The sequence below is a fragment of the Acidipila sp. EB88 genome, assembly GCF_003858395.1.
In the GTDB taxonomy this organism is placed as follows: domain Bacteria; phylum Acidobacteriota; class Terriglobia; order Terriglobales; family Acidobacteriaceae; genus EB88.
The window spans coordinates 3,156,218-3,180,129 of sequence record NZ_QWEV01000005.1 but is presented as its reverse complement, the minus strand read 5'-3'; the positions used below and the strand labels follow the sequence as shown (position 1 = coordinate 3,180,129).

Below are 23,912 nucleotides of genomic sequence, written 5' to 3'. Positions count from 1 at the left end.
GGGATTCCTCCGAATGTAGGGTGCGCAGGAAGCTCGATCCATGCGGTCGGAACGTGCGCTGGTTTTAGCGAGCGTCAGCCTGAAGCGTCGCCGCAGATTCCTCAAGGAGCGCCTGGGCGTTCGCATGAATCTCTACATTGCGTTTCGTGGAGTGGAGGACCACAGTCACGCCGCTTGCAGAAGGCTTGCTCTCGACCGACTCCTGGGGCATACCGTAAAGCCCGCAGGCGGATGCCGAGAAGATCCCCATGGCTTGTTCTGTGTCACTTGCATCGCAAGTCCCGCTGCCAAGTAGGTGCGCGTAAACGAAGCCATTATGGTGATAGCCGACAATGTCTCCGTCAGAGGAGGTCACTTCCTTGATCCAGGGCGTGTTCTGGTCTCCGCCCACCTGCGTGGTGGTGCCGGAGTGGTCAACATCCGATGGCAGCGGCCGATCGGCGTCCCAGCTGGACAGCGGATCTGCCATGGCACGCAGCGCCACGTGCAGGGGAATGGCAACCCCTCGATCGTCCACTGAGTCGAACTGGACCGCGAGCACGGCAGCTTTCTGCTTCGCATAGGGAGTGCTGTCCCAGACGAACGGAGTCGCTTCCACCACATGCCCGCTCACCTTGGCCCCCTTAGGGATGACTTCGCCCGAAGCAAGACGTACAGGTGCCGTTGTTTTTGCCTCCACAGACTTACCCACCTGCGCGTCCTTCGCGGAAACCGTGTGCGGGAAGATCACGGGAAGCGTGGTTTGCGCCGGCAGCGCGGACGGTGCAGTGAGGGCAGCGAGCAGAAGAAAACTGATCATGGAGGCGGCTCCGGACCCAAATATGGGCTGTCTGAACACGATCAGACCACCGAATCACCTCACATAATCCTTACATTTCCCTTACATTTTCGCGCTGGCCTTTCGCCACCATTACGAGATGAGCCATGATCGTCAGGAAGGTCGAGGGGCCAAAACCATTACTACTCGCCACATCCTGCTGGTAGATGACGAAGCCAGGCTGCTTGAGACCGTCGCGCGTGCGCTGCATCCGGAAGAGTTCAGTACGGCGATAGCCGGTTCAGCTGAGGAAGCCTTCTCGCTGCTGCAAGCGCGACCGCCTGACCTGATCGTCCTGGACATTGGCCTTCCGCAAAGTAGCGGATTGGACCTTCTTGCACGCTTGCGCTCGGCAGGTGTTGTGACACCCGTGCTGCTGCTCACTGCGCAGAACGAACCGGAGGATCGGGTTCGAGGCTTGGAGGCTGGCGCGGACGATTACCTCGGAAAGCCGTTTTCACTCCCCGAGCTCATCGCGCGGGTGCGCGCCCTTCTGCGACGGGCCGGCGGACACGCGCCGCCCCAGACTGAGATGACGGTCGGGGATCTGCGGCTCGATCCGGTGCAGCACGTGGCTACGCGGGGGGACATTCGCCTGGACCTCACATCAAGGGAGTTCGCGTTGTTGGTCTATCTTGCCGAGCAGAAGGGTGGCGTAGTGTCCCGCGAGATGCTTGCTAAGAACGTCTGGCATGAAACATCACGATTCACCCCGCTGAACAACGTCATCGATGTGCAGATCGCTCGATTGCGACAGAAGCTGGACGAGCCTTTCCCCACCCGGCTCCTCCATACAGTGCGCGGGCTTGGATTCAGACTCAAGGAGCAGGCATGAGGCTACGCGTTCGTACCCGACTCACTCTGCGGTACACCGGCGTGTTCGTGGCTGTGCTGGCCGTCTACGTGGCTGCCGTTTTTCTATTCCAGTATGCGCAGCTTAGAGAACAGATCTATCGCGCGGAGGTCCAGGAGACGGAGGCCGTGGAGGGATTGCTGTACTTCGGCAACGATGGACAGCTGCATCTCCACGATGAGTACTACTCGCACCCTCAATCCCGTCTTCTGGTGAACCGCCTCTTGGAAGTACACAATGCCAAGGGCGATCTGTTGCTTCGCAGCCAGTCTCTTTTCGGGCATGAACTGGGGCATCCGACGTATCCCCGCGAAGGCGTAGGTTGGTTCGAACGTCGGGATGCAGAGCTCAGCGACGGACGGAAAGTGCTGTTTGCCAGCCACCTCCACCCGCTGAACGGTCAGCCGATTCTGATCCGGCTCGGGTATGACCTGGGTCCGCTGCATGCGACGATGTTGCGGTTCTCCTACTTGCTGCTGCTCGCTCTCCCGCCAAGCGTGCTGCTTGCAGCCGGAGCCGGGTACCGCTTATCGCGAGCTGCCTTTGCGCCGCTGCAGGACATGGCCGCGCGTGCCGAGCAGATTACCGCAGAGAACCTCGGAGAGCGCCTTGCGATTCCGCCGCCTGGGGATGATGAACTGGGACGTATGGCCGGGGTAGTGAACCAATTGCTGGAGCGGCTCGACCAGTCCTTCCAGCGAATGCGACGGTTCACGGCAGATGTCGCGCACGAACTTCGCACGCCGCTCGCCTCGCTACGAGCTAGTGGCGAAGAAGCGCTGATGGTTGCTCCTGACGCCCAGCATGCGGATCTCTCTGCAGTGATCAGCACCATGCTCGAAGAATCCGAGCGACTGACGCAAACGATCAACGGGCTGCTGCTGCTCTCTCGCGCCGACAACGAATCGGCGCCTCTGGAACTGACAACGTTTGATCTACCGGAGCTGGTGCAGGAAGTCGCCCTGCTGCTGGATGTACTGCTGGAAGAACGCAGCCTGCGCGTGGATATCGAAGTGTTAAATGACGGGTCAAAGCTCGTCCGAGCCGATCGCATGCTTCTGCGCAGTGCATTGTTGAACGTATTGCATAATGCGGTGAAGTACTCGCCCGAGGGCACACGCATTCATGTGCAACATGCGCATGTCCACAAGCATGGACTGCCGATGCAGCAGGTGTGTATAGAAGATCAGGGTCCCGGGATCGCAGCTGGAGAACACACCCGCATCTTCGAACGCTTCTATCGTGGGACGATACAAGCCAGCGGGCCCAGCATCGGACTGGGGCTTGCAATCGCAAAGATGGCTGTAGAGCACAGCGGCGGCCACATCTTTGCAGACGAGACGCATGTTGGCGGACTCCGTTGCTGCCTGCTTCTACCTGTTGCTGGCGACAACGCGCCGTCGATGGAGCATCCCTAGACCGGGACGAGCCTCTTTGCAAGAGGCCAAACAGATGTCTCGTCGCAAAAAGGAACGCGGTGGGCGCACACTGCGCGCGCCCACCGCGTCGATACTGCATGCGAGTGGCTAGTTCGCGGTGTAGGTCCAGGTGAGGATGTTTGCCGTGACGCTCTCCCCTCCTGTACCAGCCGTAAACCCGGCATAGGCTGTGTTGCCGCCCACGATTGCCGGGATGCTCCCGCTCACAGTGCCGGACACACTTTTGCCCGTGACAGTGTCGGTAAGCGTGAGTTGCAGCGAGGCTCCGTCATACACCATGTGCATGCGGAAGACATCTCCACTGTGCAGATTCAAGCCAGTTGACGTGAGATCAATGCTGCCGATATTCGCTGGCGCAGAACCGTTGTTGTAGATGCCGAACGAGTCGTTGCCCTCTCCCGAGTTGTCGTAGAGATCAAACTTGAAGCCTACGCTTTTGGCGATGCTTCCTGTCTGGCCCACACATGCTCCATAGCCCAGTCCGCAACCGTTTGAACCAAGGGCCTGTGTCCCTACCCCCTGGAGCGTAAACGTCATGCCATCGGCCTGCGCATTTACCAGCTGGAAGGTGAAGTCATTGGTGAACCGCTGAACGTTCACTGGAGTGCCGAGCCATGCAGAAGCAGCTTCGTACGTGCCTCCATCTGTCAGTTGCAGCGCGTTGCCATTGATCTTCGCCGAACCATTAAGAACCATGGACGTGTTGCCTGCGAAGCCGTTCCCGGTGCCGGATGCCACAAGAACCTGATAGGACGCTGTGGCTACGGCACTGGGAGCCAGTGCTTGACCTACGGCAAGCGCCTGCACCGTGACGCTGCTGTTGATGGCGATGGGCGTGTTGTAAACAGGCGAACTGACCGTGGGCAGCGTGCCGTCGACCGTGTAGTGAATCACGGCTCCAGCCTGGCTATCCCCGATGGCGACTGTCTGGCCGGCCGGGTAGGATCCGGAAGCCAGCGAGAAGGTGGGTGCTGCTGTTGCGCCGGTTGAGCTTGTGATGCTGAAGGTGGTCGTTGCAGCACTCCCAGTGTGCACCGAGTCCCCACTATAAGTTGCCACCACTGGGTACGAGCCGACCGGCAACGTACCGGTCAATGCCGCAGTCACCGGCAGCGTCGCGACACCATTGGTGACCGTGGCTTGCCCGAGAGCGGAGCCGCCGTAGGAGAACGTTACAGTGCCTGAAGGCACGGCGGCCTGCGCCTGGTTCGTCACCTGCGCTTGCAGAACAAAGCTGCTTCCTTGCAGGTAGCTGGTAGCTGGCGCGGTAAGCACCGTGCTGGTTGCCACCAACGCAGCCGTTGCGGTCAGTGCCTCGGCGTTGGACTGCGACAGGCCGAACGACGAGTCACCGTTGTACACGGCAACAGCGCTGAAACTGCCAGGAGCCGTCGCCACACCCGTGATGGTGGCGTGCCCGCTTCCGTCCAGCTGGGCTGTTCCCAATACGCCGTTTGAAAGCAGCAAGGTCACAGCGCCGGTCGGGGTGCCACCTGTTCCCGTTACCTGCACGCTGTAGGTCAGCGTATCGCCAACATGCGCAGTCGTCGGTCCACTTACGATGGCCGCGGTGCTGGTCGCTTTGTGGTTGAACTGCGAATCAAGGTAGGCGATACGCGTGTTCAACCAGTTGGTGAGGTAAGCAACCTCTCCGGCGTAGGAACCAAGCGCCACCTTGTTCGGCCACACCGTTTCGCCCAGGATCGGCCAGCGGTTGAAGTTGTTCTGTCCCGACTGCGCCAGTGCACTCCCCTGCTGCTGGATCGAAGACAGCCACTGTGTAAACACGCCGTTGTTCTTCAGCGCGTTCCACTGCGTCGTCACGTCCGCTGCAAACCCTGGATCGGTGAACCACTGCTTGTACCAGAGGGCCTGGGTCTGCACCCATGGTACGGTGGGGTTCACGATCGCTTCATAGTTCACGTTGCCGGAGCTGATGTCGAAATCCCAGATCGGTCCCATGTACAGCAGAGGATTGTCCTGTGCCTTGTACAAGTAAACGCTTGAGTAGAAATCTCCGCCATCCACGTTACCCATCACATCGTTCACGATGTAGTAGTTCACGGCCGCGGCTTCGTCAAAATAGGCGCGCCATCCCAGCGTCGTACTGGTGAAGTTTGACCCGAACAGTGCGTTCTCCGCGGTGTCCACGTAGCTGGAGATGTAGCTGGTTTGCTGGCTCACCTCGGGGTCAGGGGTAAAGTCCGGATCGATCAGGCCGATCGGCAGCCCGTGCGGCGTGTGAAAGACGAAAGCCTCGTCCTGATGCTGATCAATCTCCATCAGGTACCCACCCGTGATGTCGTCGGTGGTGTCAGTCTCGCTCAGTTCCGTGATGTTGACCCGGTGGCTATCTACCTTCACGCTCTCGATCAGTTGATAGTTCCCCATGTACGCGCCATCAACATAAACTTCGACGAAGATGGAGTGGGGAGCCCACGGCAGCAGCTGTGTTCCACCGCTCGGCGTCGGCGACCCAGCAGCTGAGTTCAGGTATCCATTGCCGAGTGGAATGGCATTGGCAAGCGCGGAGGCAGACCAGTCGCGCAGCAGCGACTTGTCGTCATAGTTCGCCAGCAGCACGTAGGACTTGCTCTTGTCGCAGATCGCTTTACCAGAGCTCGTCACGTAGGGACAGCTCACCCCCAGCAGGCCCAGCAGATCAACGCTTGTGCCTAGCTTCATTGTGTAAGGCTTTTTCGGCATCTGCGCCGTAGTGTTGCCATGGATGTGGAATGTCGCGGTGTTGTCGGTGTCGCTGCTACCCGGCAGGTAGGTGGTGCTCCCGTCCGCGGACGTGATCGTGATGGTCGCGGCTGTATCTACATCCGTGCTCGTGATCCCCACATTGTTGGTGTTGATACGCAGGATCGGAATGTTGAGCTGGTTCTGCGCCGGAGCGAAGGAGGCATTCGACAGTGACACCGTGAGATTCAGTGTGCTGGTTGCCGTATAGGGACCAGCCACACCCGACACGGTGATCGCCGTGGTATGCGTATTCGCGTCCGCAGGGCCCTGCGCCGGGAAGGACGATGCATCGGCATTGAGCGCGGCGGTGAGAGTGATGCTGCCACTGGCTCCGGGCGCCAGTATGAGGGGCGGGTTACTGACGGTTACGCCTGTGGGCAGTCCCGACACGATGACCTGGATCGGAGACACACTGGTCCCGGAGGCTTGCACCTGAATCGTCTGTGAGGTGCCGGGATAAAGCGTGACCGAGGTAGTGCTGGAAGAAAGATTGAATGGGGCGGTCTGTGCATGGACAGTTACGCTGGACAGCGCAGAAAACAGGCATACGGCCAGGGGGAAGGGTTTTGCAGAAAGTGTCACAGTTGATCCTTGGGAAATTATAGGCATCGCTTCTGGCGCCTGCGTCGGTGGGCGACCCGCGAGAAGTCGCCCCATTGTGCAACAACAGAGACCTCAAGGGAAATGCTTTTATGAACGCACGTTGAATGTCCCGGGAGGCTACCAGAAGGTAAGGCAAGGCACGAAGACATCCGTAACCGTCAGTCATACACCCATGGGAAGAGAATGACAACACGTCCGGGATGCCGCGAGCCCGCAGCTGAGCATGGCTGCCACAATCCAAGCCTTGCAAACTCCGCCAGATGCCTAACCAGATAAAGAACGCAGAACGATTATCGTTGAGTGTGCTTCTGTGCCGTATGAGCGCTCAGCAGCCCTGCATTTTCCCCTGCTCGGCCGTGACTGTAGGCGGGCAGGTGGCTGCCGAACCTGGACGAACGATCCAGTGGTCTCATCGCCGACATCGGCCGACCAAGGCTTGAAGTTCGTGATCTGGAGTTCTCACCCCGCCGTTCATCAATCGGCAATTCTGTGTGACCGACATCGAGTGCGCGGGTCTTCTCATTTTTAAGGAACCGCGGCATGACCTCTGCTGCATTGCCGATCTGCGAAGAACCTACTGTGGCTCTGGTCGGACTTCATGCAGGAAGCCGGCGCCAGACTGGTTGTGCGGGATGAGGAAACTTCCTCACGTTGTGTTAAAACGCACGTCAAGGACTCGTTTCCGGCTAGTGATCTCAGACGAGCCCCTATCGGCGCATTCTTCTCAGACAGGTGGTGCATGGTTCAACGGTTCAGCTCTCTTTCGGCGGCAGCGTTCGTTTGTGCTGCAGCGGCGACCGCGACAGGCTGCGGAGGTGCTGGGAGCACTGCTCCTGCCCCGGTGCTTGTTGACAGCTTCACGGTCATGCCCGCACAAAGCAACCTCACAATTTATCCGGGCAGCGCCCAGACGCTCGCGGTGACCGTGCCGGGAACGGGGCCGACGCCCGTCACCATTGGGCTTTCCGGTCTGCCCAGCGGTATCACTGTCACCTCAGAGCCTGCAACCGTGCTGCCCGGAGCTTCGGCAGTGCTGACCCTCACGGCAGCCACCAATGCGGATGCCGAGGCTTTTCCCAGTACCGTGCTCCCGGGGCCCGGTAGTGCCACCACAAATGTGACCGTGAATGCGACGGCCGGCAGCGTCACTGCCACTGCAACAGTTGCCCTCGTAGTGTCTCTGTCGAATGCGGCATTCTCTCCAGCGGCGGGGCAGACGGACCTGCCAGTCCTTCGCATCGATACCGGCAATGTGCCTGTCACAAGCACGGAAACGGATGTGAGCGGAACCGTAACGATTACGTCTGCGGACGGAAGCACGAGCCTGCTGCCTGGAAGCGGTGATTCTGACAACACCGCCACGTTTCACGTGCATGGCAATACAACGTCGGTGATGCCCAAGCTTCCGTACACTATGAAGCTGGGGACGAGTGTGGATCTGCTGGGGCTTCTGGGTGTGCAGTGCCCATACGTCACGAGCTCCGGCAAAGCAATTTGCGACAAGAGCAAGAGCTACGTGCTGCTCGCCAACTACGACGATAAGTCGCTGCTTCGGGACTGGGCGGCGTCCTATCTCGCCAATGCGATTCCCTACGGCGATGGATCAAACGGGTACCTTGCCGAAGCTGCCGGCTCCCCCACGCCAAGCGGAACCTCCACCCTGATGCCGTGGGCGCCCCACTCGGCGTTCGTGGAGCTCTACCTGAACGGCCAGTACGAGGGGAACTATCAACTGATCGAAAAGGTAAACGTCGACTCGCACCGGGTAAATATCCCGGAGCTGACCGAGCAGGACACCACTGGAGATCTGACCGGTGGCTACCTAATGGAGATTGACGCGCACGAGGATGAAGCCTTCGTGTTCGTCACACCCCACAACCTGCCGATCGGACTGATCGATCCTGACTTCACGCCCGATCCAGAAGTGGCCGCGCAAACAGCATATATCAGCCAATATGTGGATACCGCAGAGAATGCGATGTTCAGCTCCAGCTACACCGACCCGACGCAGGGGTGGCGAGCCTACTTCGATGAGGCCGCACTTGTGAACTACTACATCGTGACGGACGTGATGGGCAACGTCGACGGTGGCGCTTTCTACTCCAGCGTTTATCTTTATAAGTCCGTTGACAACCCGCTCTTGTACATGGGCCCGGCGTGGGACTTTGATATTTCGGCCGGTAACGTGAACTATCAACCAATCGTTAATCCAACGGTGCCCTGGACGCAGACAGAGTCTCCCTGGTACCGCCAGCTCTTTACTGATCCGGGCTTCGTCGCAGACGTGCGCCAGCAATGGAACACCATGAAGAGCAACGGAATCCTCAGCGACTGGGTCACATCCATTGATCAGCAGGGCACCATGCTCACTCAGTCGGCGCAGAACAACTTCGCGCGTTGGCCGATGCTCGGCGAGACAGTGTGGCCGAATGCATCCGCCCAGACGACGTATGCTGATTCGGTAGCGGCATTGACCGATTGGATCAATCTGCGCATCGGCTACTTGGACTCGGAGCTGAATCAGCAGCCACAAAGCGCAATCAAGCTGACGGCTCAACCCGCTGAAGCCGCCAAGGGTGGGGCGATCACGTACAGCATCGCCGTCAGCAGCCACGCCGAGGTACCGACCGGCAAAGTGACTCTGTACCTTTCGGGCCACGCGGCAGGCACCGCTGAGCTGGACGCGGCAGGACAGGCGCGCATCACCGTCACTGCGCCGTCTTCCGGAAAGCTGCACCCGATGGTGGTTTACGGCGGGGACACGCATCACGCGATCGCGCAGCTTTTTGCGCGATGATCCATGTAGCTTGCCTCGGATGGTCTCCCGGGCCGGCTTGGTCCGGGACATAACCTCCTCGTTTGAAGCTCTTGCCAGCCTCGCAGAGGTCCCGGATGGTAGCCAGCGCCACCGTCCGAATGGAGGCTCATCCCGATTGCTCTGCCGTGGATGGAGCTGGAGCGAGGTCACATGGTAGCTTGCAACGTGGAACCAGGATGGGCACTTCACCTTGGACCGGCTTGGGAGTGCCCCGAGGTAGTTTTTGGCACGCGAATAGACGCGAAGACGAGGCAGCGACAGCATTAGCGGGTCGCCCACAACGTTTGTAGGGTGACCTGTCCTCTATGTGGAGTGCCGTAAGCACGAACTTAGCCGGCGAAGGAAAAACGAAGAAAAAGGGCGCTCCCAATAGACCAAGAATCCGTATTTTAGAAAACCCACCGTCGATATGGCGGCTGCAGCCCCCGGTTTGGGGCTGTTTTGGGGGCTGTTCACTTTGCAACTATGTGCATCTACGTGCATCTGTACGCAAGATGAGCAGCGAGCTTATAGTGTTCTTTTCACGGGTCTTGTCTAGCTTTATCCCCACTCTGCTTGATGCTCATACGTGCTTGGGAATCGGACTTAAAATCCGCGGACCGCAAGGTTGTGGGGGTTCAAGTCCCCCTCTGGGCACCAGCGTAAAGACTGAACAAAATGCATGTGTGGCCTCCTAGAAATGGGAGGTCATTGATGAACGAGGCGTGCTAAAGGACCCTCAAGTAGAGATGAAGCCACGGTATAGCGTGTGCGGGAACTCGGGTCCTCGCGGAAGAAGATGCTTGCCCTTTGTTGACGGGCCAAGCAAGCAGATCCAGCAGCTTCGCTCGCAACGTGGGAGCGACCAATGCGGCAAGTTTCCTGCCTCGAACACCTGAGTGGCTGGCCACCGCCGCCCTTCTTCCTCGCGCAGTCATCGCGCGTGCCTTCCATCACTTGTGAGTAATTTAACTATTGAGCATGTCTGCGGACCATGAGCAGAAAGCGCCATGCCATCATTGGCAGCACTTTCCGAGACGCGTCCGGTTTTAGCGCAGGTCTTGCATTCCTGCGTTTGCGGAGACGGCGGACCCATCAACGGGCTCCAGCCAGATCGCCACCCCCCAGCAAGACGCATATGCAACCGGAGTGAGTCCCTCGCAGTAACACGCTTCGTACTTTGCGCGAGCGCCTCGTAGTTTGCCGAAGTATCCTGCGGGTCGGCATAGATATGGGCGCTGTATGTACCCGGAGCCAGAAAGTCAAGTGGCAGCACCATGTCGTAAGGCTTGTCTCCGGCCATGCCGCCCACAAACCAGCTTCGTCCTTGCCGGCGCGCCATCACAATGTGCTCACCAACGGCGCCGTCCAACACCTTTGTTTCGTCCCATACGGTGGGCACCACTCTTAAGAACTCGAGTCCAGGTTGATCGGTTCCGTCGCTGCGACGGTAGTTCACCGGGTCGTCCGTTACACAGGTCAAGGGGCTCCAGTACACCACGAAGAGTGCCAGCTCCTGCGCGCGGCTGCCCATCACCTCGGTGGGCGTGGTTTGCTTCCACTCTGCAGGGCTGCGGTTCAAAAAACCGCCTGGCGTGTAATCCATGGGGCCGGCAAGCATGCGGGTAAATGGGATTGTGAGCTTATGCGTCGGCGTAACCCGCGTGCTGAACTTGTTGTATTCGTTACCGAGCACACCCTCCCGGGTCAGAAGATTCGGCCAGGTGACGCGGAGTCCTGTCGGCTCAAAAGCTCCGTGAAAATCGACCATCAGGTGGTGTTTCGCGGCGAGCGCCACAACATCCTCATACCAATTCACCATGGCCTGGTCATTGCTATCCATGAAGTCAATCTTGACGCCCGCGATACCCCACTGTTCATAAGTGGCAAATGCGCTGTCCAGGGTGCCGGCTTCCTTAGCGCGATTTACATCGCCTGAGTGAATCCAGATCCACTCGCGCACATGGTGTTCCGAAGCGAAGCGTAGCTGCGCGGGCATATCAATAGCAGTCGCAGGCTCGGTGATCTTCGCGTCCGGTTTGTCGTATGGCCCATACCACTGCCAGTCGATTAATTGATAAGGGAAGCCCATATACGAGGCGAAACGGATGAACTGCTGATTGGTCGCACTGTTCATCTGGACGTCGCCACTCCACCAGTGGTCCCAGGCCATCTTGCCCGGCTTGATCCAGGAGGTGTCTGCAATCTTTGAAGGCGGGTTAAGGTTCTCGATGAGGTTCGACTCGATCAGCGATCCCGGGGTCCTGCCCAGCATCAGCACACGCCACGGGCTCGCATGGGGCGCGTCTGCCCGCACCAGGCCATCTCCATCGAGACGGGGCGAAAGGTCTGCCGTCATGGTCGCGGAGCCGGCCGGCGTCAGATACATGCCCGCCCAGTCATGAAGGTCTGCTTCTGTCACCGCCGCATAGATGCCAGAACTTATCTGCGCCAGCATAGGCAAAATGACGTGTGCACCCGGAGGAAGACTGGAGAGCTGGCTGCGCGGGAACTCATGTTCAAAGGAGTTGTGATACTTTTCCGTAATGCCGGCCCACGCGGTCACATCGCTCGCGAAGTGGAATGAAGTCAGTTCTTTAGTGACGACAAAGTGATCCACTCCAGGCTGCTTCGGCAGCACATACCGGAAAGCGACACCATCCGGGTACGCCCGAACGATGAGGTCCATGCGGCGGTGTTGCCCGGCACTCTCCTCCAGTGCCAGTTGCAGCTCGCTGTACTGATCACGGATGTTGGCGCTCTTGCCCCAGACTGGTGTCCAGATACGATCAACGCTTCGCCGTTCTTCGTGCACCACTCTCCAGCCCTGCATGTCGGGCTGGCCTTTCAGCACGAGCCCAAGCTGCGAGTCCAGCAGCACCGCAGTGCCCAGCATCCTTACGGAGTAGCGTAAGGGATCTAGCTGCACCTGCACTTCAATGCTTTTGTCCGGGGAAAGCAGCGGAGCGACGGGCGACTGCGCACTCGCAACTGCCGCCACCAGGCTCAGCACCAAAGCGGCGGTGCCCGCAATCGAGCGACCGTGAAACATACTGCGCTGGAACAGCTCAAGCTGAGCGGCCCTTCTGCAAGCTTGCGTCCACGTGTTTCGGAACATGTTGCACCCCTGGCTCAAGCGAACAACGCGGCTTTCTGCTACCGCAAACCACGTCAGGGCCTTCCTGGTAAGCGCGGCGCACAAGATGCAAGACATTCGCTTCGCACACGTGGTAGGACTACCGGCGTTGATCCTACGCACTCTCGCACAGGAAGGTATCCATGGTCCACAGAAAGACTGCGTTCGCCGCAAAAGCATGCCTGGCTCTTCTGGCCGTTGCCACCGCCCTCGTTTCCGGCGTGGTCACTGGAGATCTCTTCGGCGCATCTGTGCCGGCTCTAGCACCCACTCCGCCGATGGGCTGGAACAGCTGGGACGCGTATGGCACAACGATCCGCGAGAGCGAGGTAAAGCAGAATGCCGATGTCATGGCTTCGAAGTTGAAACAGTTTGGCTGGCAGTACATCGTCGTCGATATCCAGTGGTACGAACCAAACGCGCAGGCACATGGGTACAGAGCCAATGCGAAACTTTCGCTGGATGCGAACGGTCGCACCGTTCCCGCGGTCAATCGGTTTCCTTCCGCAGCCAATGGCCAGGGCTTCAAGCCGCTGGCCGACTACGTGCACAGCAAGGGACTCAGCTTCGGCATACACATTCTTCGCGGGATTCCGCGGCAGGCGGTTGCAGCCAATGCGCCGATTGCTGGCACCGCGTTGCATGCAGGGGATGTTGCGGACAAGAGCAGCCTGTGCCGCTGGAACACCGACATGTACGGCGTGGACATGACCAAGCCGGGCGCGCAGGCGTACTACGATTCCATCGTGGCCCAGTACGCAAAGTGGGGCGTGGACTTTATTAAGGCAGACGACATGTCGTCGCCCTACCACCAGGCGGAGATAGAGGGATTACATAAGGCGATCGTCCACTCTGGGAGACCGATCGTGCTCAGCCTTTCACCCGGGCCGGCTCCGCTGGACAAAGTGGCGAGCCTTCGCGCCAATGCGCAGATGTGGCGTATTGAAGATGATTTATGGGACAACTGGGCCTCGGTGAAGAGCATGTACACGCGCATGGAAAGCTGGCTGCCCCTTGTGACCCCGGGGCACTGGCCCGACGCCGACATGTTGCCGTTGGGCCACATCGGTCTGCGCGCCGAGCGCGGCAATCCCCGGCTTTCCCTTCTTTCTCACGACGAGCAGCAAACACTCATGACTGCATGGGCGATGTTTCGGTCTCCCTTGATGTTTGGCGGTGACCTGCCGACGCTTGACCCTTTCACCACGACATTGTTGACCAACGCGGACATGCTGGCTGTGAATCAGCACAGCACTGGGAATCATGTCGCCCTGCAGCACGGCGACCTGCGCGTCTGGACAGCGACGAGTAAGGCGAAGGCTGAGCCAGGCAAGTACATCGCGGTCTTTAACCTGGGCGACCAGGCCATGAACAGCAAGATCACGCTGGCTCAACTTGGCATTGTGCACCGCAACGGCACAGTCAAAGACCTGTGGGCTGGTAAGACATTCGCGACTGCAGGCGAGCTCCCGGTGCATCTCGCGCCGCATGCTTCCGCACTGTACAGCCTGCGCCAGTGATCGCACGGCCTGTCAGGGGCGCAGTCGGGCGGGCAGGGCGCGGTACGACATCTGGTCCACGATCCTGCCGCCGTACGCCACGGTGATGATCGCGCCGCCTGCGACATCTTGAAGAGTGTCGACGTGTCCGTCGGGCCAGCGGATCTCGACACGGTCCGCCCTGGTCGCGGCGCCAAGGCCGAAGCGCAGCCGCATGTCGCCTTGCGAAATATAGCTGCCGCCGCTGCGCACCTCCTGAACCATGCTGTGCGTTTGCGAGGTGACCGTAACGCGCGCACCAATGGCAAGTGCATTGGGGTTTTTGCCGACAAGATGCAGCGTCAGTGCATGGTTCTTCGCCGGCATCTGGTTGCACAAGAGCGTAGGGGCATCTGCCAGGTTGTTGACGACAAGATCGACCTGACCGGTGTTGAAGAGGTCGCCAGACGCCACACCGCGGGACACTCGCTGCAGCAGGAGACTAGGGCCGGCGCGCAACGATACATCCTCGAACGTGCCGTCTCCCTTGTTGTGGTACAGGATCTTTCTCTGGTGATACGACGTATCGTGAAGCGCATCCACCTCCTCATAGATATGCCCATTGGCCATGAAAATATCGGGCCAGCCATCATTGTCGAAGTCAATAAACGTAGTGCCCCAACCGACAAAACTGGTATTCACGCCCAGGCCACTCGAGAAAGTCACATCGTCAAAGCTGCCATCGGCGCGGCCGCGGTACAGCGTACTGGTGTCCTGCTCGAAGTTGGTCTTGACGATGTCCAGGCGCAGGTCTCCGTTGACGTCGCCCGCATCTGCGCCCATTCCACTCTGCTCCCGCCCGTCTTCGTTAAAGGCTGTGCCTGAGAGTGTGCCGGCTTCGGTGAAGGTTCCATCGTGATTATTCATGTACAGGCGGGACGGGGTGGAGTCGTCCGCGACATAAATATCCGGCCAACCGTCATTGTTGAAGTCAGCGACCAGCGGAGTGAAGCCGTAATCGAGCGCACCGGATATGCCCGCCCTGACCGACACGTCCTGGAACGTGCCGTCGCCGCGATTGCGATAGAGCGTGCCTGTTGCACCCCGAAGGCCGCGCGGACCACACAGCACCGTCAGGCCGCGCCATGCGCAGTGATCCCCATGATCCGCATCGTGCGTTGTGGCCTCGCTGTACGCCACGTAGTGCGCCACAAACAAATCCAGATGGCCGTCGCGGTCATAATCCACAAAGGCTGAGCCGGTGCTGTACAGATCCGTGGCTGAAACAAGGCCGGCAGCAGCCGTAACGTCGGTAAAGGTCCCGTCATGCTGGTTGCGGTACAGCACGTTGCGCCCATAGTAGGTGACAAACAGATCAGGCCAGCCATCTCCGTCGAAGTCGCCTACCGAAACACCCTGCGCCCAGCCGTGACGCACCAGCCCTGCACGCTCGGTTACATCCGAGAACGTTCCATCATGATTATTGCGGTACAGGTGGTTCGTCGCTGCTGCGCCTGTATCCGGATCTGTCGGTCCAGTGCTCGTGAGAAAGATGTCAAGCCAGCCATCCCCATCAAAGTCAAACAAGGCAACACCTCCGCCTGTCATTTCGCGGATGTGGTGCTTACCCGGCGACCCGCCCAGAGTGCTGCGCGCGAAGAGGCCCGCTCGGTTTGCGACATCCACGTAGTTCGCCACCGCCGCGCCTGTGGGTGGCTCTACCTGGGGACGAGGATGACTGGCGGCCATCTGCCCATGCACCGGCGCAACAGCGCAATGCACCAGCAGGAGGAACAGCATCCGTTGGAGCGTCCCGGACATCACGGGCCACCCGCATCATCAGCAGGCAACGCGCCGCCTCCAAGCAGGGCCGCGGCGTGCACGGGGTCGGCGCTGTTCTTCTTCTGCTGCGCAAATTCAGCAGCGTGCTTCTGCTTCAATGCTGCCAGTTTCTCGCTCCAGGCAACAGCCTGCGCGTGATCGCCCGTTGCCTGGTACACGCGCGCCAACTGGTACACGGCAGCGTCCAAGTCAGGATCGATCGCAACCGCACGCTGCAGCTCCGGGAGTGCCTGCCGCGGCTGGTTCGCAGACGCATACAGCTTGCCCAGCAGCGCGTGCGCGGCGGCATCCTCGGGCGTGAGCGTCGTCACACGCTGCGCGAAGCGGATCGCCTGCGCGGTGTCGCTAGCCCGGCTGGATGCGAGGGCCGCATCGCGGGCGTACACAGCGCGCCGAGGCTCCAGCTCTGACGCCTCCTGGTAAGCCTCCGCAGCCTGGACGTACTGCCCCTGTTGTGTCTGGCAGAAACCCAGTACATTTTGCGCGATGGCGAGTCTTGGATCGAGCGATAACGCCGTTTGCAGTTGCGCGGTAGCCCCGCGCGGATCGTGTGTGGCGGCCATGGCAATGCCGATGAGTGTGTGGAACTGGGCCACCTCCTCGTTGCCGGCGCCAGCCGGAGTACTGTTTGAAAGCAGCGTCAGCGCAGCCTGCGCCTGGTCGGCTGCAAGCAGCGAGCGAGCCAGAAGCAGCGCTGTCTCGAAGTTCGGCTCACGATTGTAGGCGGCCATCAGGAGTGGGTTTGCCTCCGCGGCGCGTCCTGCTCCCAGAAGCGCCGCGCCCGCATCGCGCTGCAGCGCCGAAGGTGTCGACTCGGCGGAAAGCTCTGCGATCAATGACGCAACCTCGGCGTGCGTGTCAAGGTGAAGCAGGTCGGCAAGAAAGTGCACCGCAATGCCCGGGTCTTCAGGAGCGACCCGATGAGCCACCCGCAGGCGCTCGGCTGCTTCGGCATACGCGCCTTTTGCTTCAAGCAGTACAGCAAGGTTGTAGAGCGGCTGCAGCGCTTCAGGCTGAGCGTTGAGTACCATGCGCAGCTGCGCGATCGCAGCATCCTCCTGGTGCAGGCGGATCAAGGTAAGTGCGTAGTTGTAATGCGCCGACACGGATGCGGGATCCAGATGCAAAGCAGCCTTGAAGTCGAGAGCAGCTGCCGCGTACTGCTGTAGCTGGTTCTCGCAGACGCCGCGGCCAATGAGCGCGTATGCAGAATGGGGATTGCTTTTCAGGACGACATCGAATTGCTGCAGAGCCTGGTGCACCTCGCCGGCTCGCAGCAGTTGCATGGCTCCCTCCACCTGACCCGTTGCGTTTCCTGCCTGTGCACGCGCCATTGACGCTGCGAGCAGGAACAACCACCCCAGCGATGAGAGACACCACGGGTGCTGGCCGGACTTCCTCATTCCTTGGCCCTGCTGGTCGACGTTGCGGCGGCACGGGTGCTTCCCTCTGCAACGTGGAGAAACTGGTTGGCACGCACATGCTCCATCCGGTCGACAACGCCACTCGGCCAATGAATCTCAAGCAGGTCAATCACAGACTGGTCGCGTAGTCCGAAATGCAAGCGCAGGTCACTTTGCGAAAGGTAGCTGCCGCCACTGCGTACTTCGTCGATCTGCGAGAGCGTGCCAGCCACGCAGCGAACCCGTGCGCCAATCGCACTCCGATTGGAGGTGACCCCTCGAAGCTTGATGCTGATCCAATGGTGGGCGTTCTGCTGCTTGAACTGCAGAAGAGACGGGGCGCCGCCCTGGTTGTTGATCACCACTCCAACCGAACCGTCGTTGTTGAAGTCACCGAAGGCGCATCCGCGGCCCGTGCCTAGGCTTGTGAGCGCGTCGCCCGCCTGCGCAGTCACATCTTCAAACAAACCGGCGCCCAGGTTGCGGTACAGTACTCGAGGTTGCCGGTATGCGGTGTCGGCATGGATGCGGTCCAGCTCGGGATAGACATGCCCGTTGCAGTACAGGATGTCCAGAAGACCGTCGTTGTCCGGATCGAAGAAGCCGCATCCCCAACCCACGAAGTGTGTTTGGCGATTCACCCCGGCCTGCGCGGCCACGTCCGTAAACAAGGCTTTTCCGTCGTTGTGAAAAAGGTTCGGCGACTCGTCCGAGAAGTTCGTCTTGAGCAGGTCAAGCCAGCCGTCTCCGTCATAGTCGCCAACAGCAACGCCCATGCCCGCCTCTTCCCTGCCCTCACGGCTGTAGGCGACGCCGCGCAGCAGGCCCTCTTCGCGAAAGGTGCCATCCTGGTTGTTCATGAACAGCACGCTTGGTGTGGAGTCGCTTGCAATGTAAATGTCGGGCCAGCCATCGTTGTCGAAATCCGCGACCACGACACCCATGCCAAACGTGCCCTCCTTCGCGCCGATGCCTGACTGTCTGGACACGTCCGTGAATGTGCCGTCGCGGTTATTGCGATACAGCATGGTGCGTTCGCTTTTGAGTCCCCGGGGGCCGCACATCACGGGTAATCCACGGTAGGTGCAGTAAGGATTGCTTCCGGGATCTTTTGCGTCGCTCAGCGAGAAGTCGACATAGTGCGTCACAACCAGATCAAGCCAGCCATCCCGGTCATAGTCCACAAAGGCACAGCCGGTGCTCCAGCGTTGAGGCGAGCCCGCGACGTGCGCCTGCCGCCCTACCTCGGTAAAGGTGCCGTCTCCATTGTTGCGGTAGAGCAGGTTCTCACCCCAGTACGTCACATACAGATCGTCGAACCCATCGTTGTTGAAGTCCCCGACACACACCCCCTGCCCCCATCCGGTGTGTGCCAGCCTGGCTTGTTCCGTAACGTCGGTGAAGGTGCCATCCCGATTGTTGTGAAACAGCTTGTTGCCCGGTGCCGTGCCAACCGGGGGTGCATCGAGCGTCGCGCTGTTCAGGAGGAAGATGTCGAGCCAGCCATCCTGGTCATAATCAAAGAAAGCGACACCGGCACCCGTTGTTTCCACGATGTACTTTTTCGCCTTGTTCCCACCGGACACCTGCAGGAAGTCAAGCCCTGCTTGCTCCGCAATCTCGTGGATTGAGTAGCCTAGTGGTGCTGGGCCGGTTCCGGGCGCACCTTTTGTTGCGGGCTGCTGCCCGGCAAGCAATGCGCGAGGCTTCGCGAGCAGAAGAGTACTCGAGACAAAGGCCGCCTCTGCGATCGTCTTCAGAAAGCTGCGGCGACCCATGCGACCATGTACGCCATGGAACGTGGCGCGCTGGATCATGGACGGGCGACGTCTGCTGGCGCCGCATTGCTGCTGCCGGTCAACAGCGCGTGAAGGCGATCCTGAAACATGGTCGCGGTGTTTCTCTGCAGGCGCTCGAACTCAGCCATCTCCCTGGACGCTTCCGGTAGTTTTGCTTCGGCACGGTAGCAAAGCATCATCGCATAGTGGGCGCGCGCGTTTTCAGGGTGGTCCGTGATGATCTTCTGCAACTGTGCCTGCGCATCATCCACCTTGTGCTGAGCAAGCAGCGTCTCTGCCATGCCTGTTTGCGCCTCGACCAGGCCCGGCTCCAACCTTTGCGCAAGCGCGTACCCGGAGGCCGCTTCTGCGAGCCGCCCGTTGTGTCGGTCGATCTCCGCCATGGCGAGCGCCGCCACTGAGCTTTGCGGATTGTCGCCGAGCTCCGCGCGAAACTCGGTCATGGCTTTTTCGTCAGCGTCCGGCGCGCCTTCCTTCAATAAAAGCTGGCCGACCCGGTAGTGCAGCTGTGGTAGCTTCGGGTTTTCAATCAACGCCAGTCGGTACTCGCGAATGGCCTGGCCGATGTTTCCCTGCGCCTCATTCACCTCGCCAGCTAACTCGTGCACACGGTAGGACTCGGGATGCTTCGTCATCAAGGTGTTGGCCGCATCGCTCCACATGCGGGTATACAGCTCGGCCGACTCATACAAGACATCGGCGTCGTCAGGGTAGCGCTGCTGCAGGGTCGCGGCCGCCTGCAGCGCTGCACTCGCATCCTTGATTTGCAGCGAGCACTGCAGCAACGTCAGACCAGTAAGCCGCTGCAGCTTGCCCGCAGGCAGCGCTTGAAAATTACTTGAGAGGGCCGGAAGCGCCAGGTCGCATTCCCGCAACTGCGCCTCGCTGAGGCTCAGGAAAAGAGCCGCATGCGGGGCGGCGGGGTCGAGCTCCAACGCGTGGTGCAGCGCCGCGACCGCTTCAGCTGCCTGACCGGAGCCATAGAGCAGAACACCCAGCCCAGTCCATGCCTCACTGTCGCGAGGGTCCGCAGCAAGGATGGCGCGATACTCCCTCATGGCAGCGGGTGTGTCCTGCGCACGCATCGCCGCCTCCGCGCGCGACCTTGCGCTTGCCTGTGCAGAAAGTGAGGGGAGCGGTTGTTGGGCTCCAGCCGTGGCTATCAGCACGCTCGCAAGAGCAGAGGCACAGACCACAAGCCGCTTGACCTTGCGCTCGATGTGGGCGCCCGCGCATAACAACTGATCGTTGGCGCTGGTGCGCCCGGGGGGAGATTTCTTATACCAAGTCATGCAAACGCCTCGCACCATCCAGGCTACGGCCGGCCTGGAACAGGCAAGGCTGCTCATACACCTGGAGCAGCCCTGTTTTTCACGCACCAGTCTAGAACAAGTATTTAAGTGCGAACTGCGTGATTCGAGGATCGCGCGCGGAGAGTATCTGTCCGAACGTTCCATCCCCTACCGTGTTATCCGGATTTGCAAAGTTAGGGTGATTGAACAGATTAAAGAACTCACCACGGAACTGGATTCTCCCATACTCCCGCACCTTGAACTCTTTAAAGAGCGAGAAGTCTACGTTGACCAGGCTCGGCCCATACAGAAGATTACGGCCCGTCGCGCCGATGGTTCCCGCAGCCGCGTTCGTGAAGGCCGCGGTGTTGAAGTAGGACTGCACGCCACGGTGGGCCGGACTGAAGCTCTGCCCGGGAACTGGATCGGCGAAGTTTCTGCCAATGCCCTGCGCCGAAGTGTCCACGCTGGAGTTGATGGAATAGGGAGTTCCCGTTTGTACCGTGATGATGCCCTGATTCTGCCATCCATTAGCCACACCACCCACAAGGCCGTGAGCGCCTTTGAGGGAGGGCAACTGGTAGATGTAGGACGCGGCAAAGCGATTGCGCACGTCGTTGTCGGAGGGGCCGTAGTCGAGAGCGAAGTTGTCCCCATCCCGCGGTCCATTGCCACCTTCGGCGGTGTAGGAAAAGATGTCAAGGTACTTGGCGTAGACATACGAGGCCAGCACGCTGAAACCCTGGCTGAAGCGATGATTCAGTTCCACCTGCACAGAGTTGAAATTCGAGTAGGCAGTCGGCTCGAGCATCTCGGTCGCGCCGTAGCAGGGGCCAGTCGCTATGCTTCCAGCCGCAAGCGGGCATTGTGACAAGGAACTGAGGCGACGACGAGCAAGCAGCACGGCATTGCTGTTGTTGTACGTGATCGGATCCGGGATCTGGCCCGTGATCGGATCCGGAGGGGGGTTGCGCACAAAGCTCGACAGGGGTGCGTAGTTGTACTCGCGCGACATAAATAGATGTGTGCCCTTGTTTCCGATGTAAGACAGCGTCAAGGTGTAGGTGCGGGCTAGTTGTTGTTGCACGGAGAGGTTGAACTGCTGCGTGTAGCCTTCGTTGAAGTTGGGTGCGAAGACCGTCTCCGCCGCGTTCGTCGGCCATACAAAGGCGGCGCGCTGGGCTGCCGTGCGCGGAATCACAAACGGGAACGGATTCACAAGCCCATTGTTGGTGAAAACGTTGTTGCCGCTGAGGCTTGGAGCCAAGTTGGCGACGCCTGTCACGGTCGAGTTCGAGTCGAACGGTTGCGCGGTCGAAAAGCGATTCCACGCAATCAGGCGAGCCTGGTCGTAGAAGATGCCGTAACCGGCGCGGATCGACGTCTTTCCATTGCGGAATGGATCGACGTTGAAGCCGATGCGTGGCGCAAAGTTCTTGTACCGGTTGGGGATGCCTGCGCGTGGGCATCCTGCATCGCCGCCGCCCAGGTTGCTACCCACTGGCGATCCAGGAAAGGTCAGCCCATTCGGCGCGGTTGGATAGTAAGACGATCTGGACGTGAGCGACTCGTCAAAGCACAGCTGATCGTTCAGGTTATCGACCGGCGGTAGAAACGGCTCCCACCTGATCCCCGCATCCACCGTCACGGAGCGATTGACCTTCCAGTTATCCTGCGCGTACACGTCGACGGCGTTATGACGCAGGCGGCTGAAGACCTCCGTCTGCTGGTTGAAGTTGTTCGGGAGCCCGAGCATAAGGTCGACCAGGGCATTGCCGGAGTACTGTCCATTGAAGTTAAAGCTGGGATCCGTCTGGTAGTCCTCCACACGGTTGGAGGCCTCGCGGCGATAGTCCACACCATAGGTCATGGTGTGGTTGTCCTTGATGATGACGGCACTGTCACTGTACTGCCACGTTTGCCGGTTCTGCACAAATGCGCCATCACCGCTCGCGCTGATGGAACCATTGACGGAGGTGAAAAGGTCACTCAGCACCCCGGGAGCTGATCCTGTCGCCGGGCCTCCGTAGGCTTCCCAGCCCACAGACTCCGTGGGTCCGCGGTGGTGCGCAACACGGGTGAAGCCGAAGACCGCGTTGTTGATGAAGTTGGGATTGAAGGTATGGGTGTACGCCAGAGCCACGTTTTGATTCCGGAAGTACTTCAGGTGAGGGCGACCCGGCAGATTGCCGCCGCCGATGCCGTTTGATTCGTCCTGGTTGAAAAAGTAGCGACCGAAGGCCGTGTCGTGCGGGCCGAAGCTGCGGTCGATACGCCCCAGATACTGGTTCTCGTTAAGATCGTCCTCATTGTTGGCGACGGGGCTGATAAAGGTGTAGCCACCCGATGCGTTGTTCGGCAGCGGCACCAATGCCTTGATCAGGTTCAGTGCCGTGGGGTCGATACGGTTCGCGGGAATAAAATTGTTGGGGAACGGCAGCTGTGTCAACGGGTCGATCACCGGTCCGCCATTTGCCCCCACCAACCCACTTACGTTGGAGCCTCCACCATTGAGGTCGGGGCGTTGCGCCTGCGTCAGCACCTGCCCGATGGTCAGCGTCTCGTCCTTGCGCTGGCGCGTGCCCTGGTAATAGCCGAAGAAGAACATCTTGTCTTTCTGGATCGGGCCGCCCAGAAACCCGCCGAACTGGTTCAGTTTGAAGGATGGCTTATCCTGTCCCGGCGTGTCGAAGTAGTTGTGTGCATCAAGCACCGTGTTGCGGAAGAACTCAAACGCTCCTCCGTGGAAGTTATTGGTGCCCGCGCGGCTCACGGTATTGACCAGGCCGCCCGAACTGCGGCCGTATTGCGCGGTAAAGTTCGATGTCTGGATGTCGAACTCCTGCAACGCATCTGGAGCAGGAAAGACCGGTGCGGTCGACAGGTAGGCATCCGTCATATCGACGCCGTCCAGGAGGTAGTAGTTGGAACCAGGCCGGTTCCCGTTGACGACGATGCCCTCGTGCTGTCCCTGACCATGAGAGACGTTGTTGGTGTCATAGGTGACTCCGGGCATGATGTTTTGCAACTGCAGCGGGTCTCGTCCATTCAGCGGAAGGTCCACAATGCGCTGCTCATCCACCACATGGCTGACGGTCGCATCCACCAGGTTTACGCCTTGCGCCGTAGAGCTTACCTGCACAGTCTCCGCGATCGATCCAACCGTCAGCGATGCCCGGATCGAGACGCTCTGGTCTACTTCCAGGATGATTCCATGCTGCACATACCCCTCGAAACCTGCAGCCTCCACACGCACCGAATAGTTACCGGTCGCGGTAAACGGGAACGAAAAGTTGCCATCGGCGTCGGAGGTGTCCGTGCGCGCCTCGTTGGTCGCATCATTTGTCAGCGTGATCTTGGCTCCAGGAAGCGGAGCTCCGCCAGGGTCGACGACGGAGCCAAGAATCTTGCCCGTAGCGGCCCCACCGTAGGCTCGGTGAGGAACGAGCGACAAGCTGAGCAGCATGATGAACAGGAGAGCGAGCAGATGCAGGAAGCGTTGTGCCATACGTCCCCTCAAGTACCAGGCGTCTCGTTCTGCTGGAACGAGGTATCACTCCGCAGCCCTGAGAGGGCACACGAAGCATTGCGCGCGGAGGCGGGGGTGGCATCTCGCGCCTTTATTTCAAGGCTGCCCGCGAAGCTATGTCTCACCCCTGTTCCCTGTCAAGTGATTTGTGACGGTCATGCGTGTGTGAAAAAATG

General features: G+C 59.8%; 12 protein-coding genes. 4 read left to right on the top strand and 8 right to left on the bottom strand.

Annotated features, from left to right (window positions below):
- Positions 1 to 64: 64 nt before the first annotated feature.
- Positions 65 to 799 carry a hypothetical protein gene (locus D1Y84_RS13455; RefSeq protein WP_124849151.1) on the bottom strand — a complete coding sequence of 245 codons (735 nt, stop codon included), beginning with the start codon at positions 797 to 799 and terminating at the stop codon, positions 65 to 67.
- A 118-nt stretch (positions 800 to 917) separates the two neighbouring features.
- Here D1Y84_RS13455 and D1Y84_RS13450 point away from each other — a divergent pair, with 118 nt between their 5' ends.
- Together D1Y84_RS13450 and D1Y84_RS13445 are read left to right on the top strand one after the other, a co-directional pair.
- A complete protein-coding gene (locus tag D1Y84_RS13450) occupies positions 918 to 1,652 on the top strand; it encodes a response regulator transcription factor (protein ID WP_124849150.1) in 735 nt (244 codons plus the stop codon).
- Positions 1,649 to 3,088: an ATP-binding protein gene (locus tag D1Y84_RS13445; protein ID WP_124849149.1), complete on the top strand. Its 1,440-nt coding sequence runs from the start codon at positions 1,649 to 1,651 to the stop codon at positions 3,086 to 3,088. Before D1Y84_RS13450 ends, D1Y84_RS13445 begins: the two co-directional genes overlap by 4 nt.
- 108 nt (positions 3,089 to 3,196) lie before the next feature.
- On the opposite strand, the gene D1Y84_RS13440 is transcribed toward D1Y84_RS13445, so the two are convergent.
- A complete protein-coding gene (locus D1Y84_RS13440) occupies positions 3,197 to 6,439 on the bottom strand; it encodes a CotH kinase family protein (protein WP_158615483.1) in 3,243 nt (1,080 codons plus the stop codon).
- An 886-nt stretch (positions 6,440 to 7,325) separates the two neighbouring features.
- Between D1Y84_RS13440 and D1Y84_RS13435 the strand changes: the two genes are divergently transcribed.
- Entirely contained in the window at positions 7,326 to 9,257 is a 1,932-nt protein-coding gene (locus D1Y84_RS13435) for a CotH kinase family protein (protein WP_158615482.1), read from the top strand.
- A gap of 934 nt (positions 9,258 to 10,191) precedes the next feature.
- Here the strand turns inward: D1Y84_RS13435 and D1Y84_RS13430 are convergent.
- A complete protein-coding gene (locus D1Y84_RS13430) occupies positions 10,192 to 12,309 on the bottom strand; it encodes a glycoside hydrolase family 97 protein (RefSeq protein ID WP_158615481.1) in 2,118 nt (705 codons plus the stop codon).
- Between the two features lie 227 nt (positions 12,310 to 12,536).
- Here D1Y84_RS13430 and D1Y84_RS13425 point away from each other — a divergent pair, with 227 nt between their 5' ends.
- Entirely contained in the window at positions 12,537 to 13,913 is a 1,377-nt protein-coding gene (locus tag D1Y84_RS13425; protein WP_124849145.1) for a glycoside hydrolase family 27 protein, read from the top strand.
- Positions 13,914 to 13,925: 12 nt separating this feature from the next.
- On the opposite strand, the gene D1Y84_RS13420 is transcribed toward D1Y84_RS13425, so the two are convergent.
- The 5 genes from D1Y84_RS13420 to D1Y84_RS13400 form a co-directional block, all read right to left on the bottom strand.
- The gene (locus tag D1Y84_RS13420) at positions 13,926 to 15,692 is read right to left on the bottom strand and encodes a CRTAC1 family protein (protein ID WP_124849144.1); all 1,767 of its coding nucleotides are present in this window, start codon (positions 15,690 to 15,692) and stop codon (positions 13,926 to 13,928) included.
- Positions 15,692 to 16,999, bottom strand: coding sequence for a tetratricopeptide repeat protein (locus D1Y84_RS13415; RefSeq protein WP_158615480.1), 1,308 nt, complete (start codon positions 16,997 to 16,999; stop codon positions 15,692 to 15,694). The genes D1Y84_RS13420 and D1Y84_RS13415 overlap by 1 nt, the downstream gene beginning before the upstream one ends.
- Before the next feature lie 113 nt (positions 17,000 to 17,112).
- Positions 17,113 to 18,933, bottom strand: coding sequence for a CRTAC1 family protein (locus D1Y84_RS13410; protein ID WP_199726411.1), 1,821 nt, complete (start codon positions 18,931 to 18,933; stop codon positions 17,113 to 17,115).
- The gene (locus D1Y84_RS13405; protein ID WP_255424352.1) at positions 18,930 to 20,207 is read right to left on the bottom strand and encodes a tetratricopeptide repeat protein; all 1,278 of its coding nucleotides are present in this window, start codon (positions 20,205 to 20,207) and stop codon (positions 18,930 to 18,932) included. Before D1Y84_RS13405 ends, D1Y84_RS13410 begins: the two co-directional genes overlap by 4 nt.
- 91 nt (positions 20,208 to 20,298) lie before the next feature.
- A complete protein-coding gene (locus D1Y84_RS13400) occupies positions 20,299 to 23,715 on the bottom strand; it encodes a TonB-dependent receptor (protein ID WP_124849141.1) in 3,417 nt (1,138 codons plus the stop codon).
- Positions 23,716 to 23,912 lie beyond the last annotated feature (197 nt).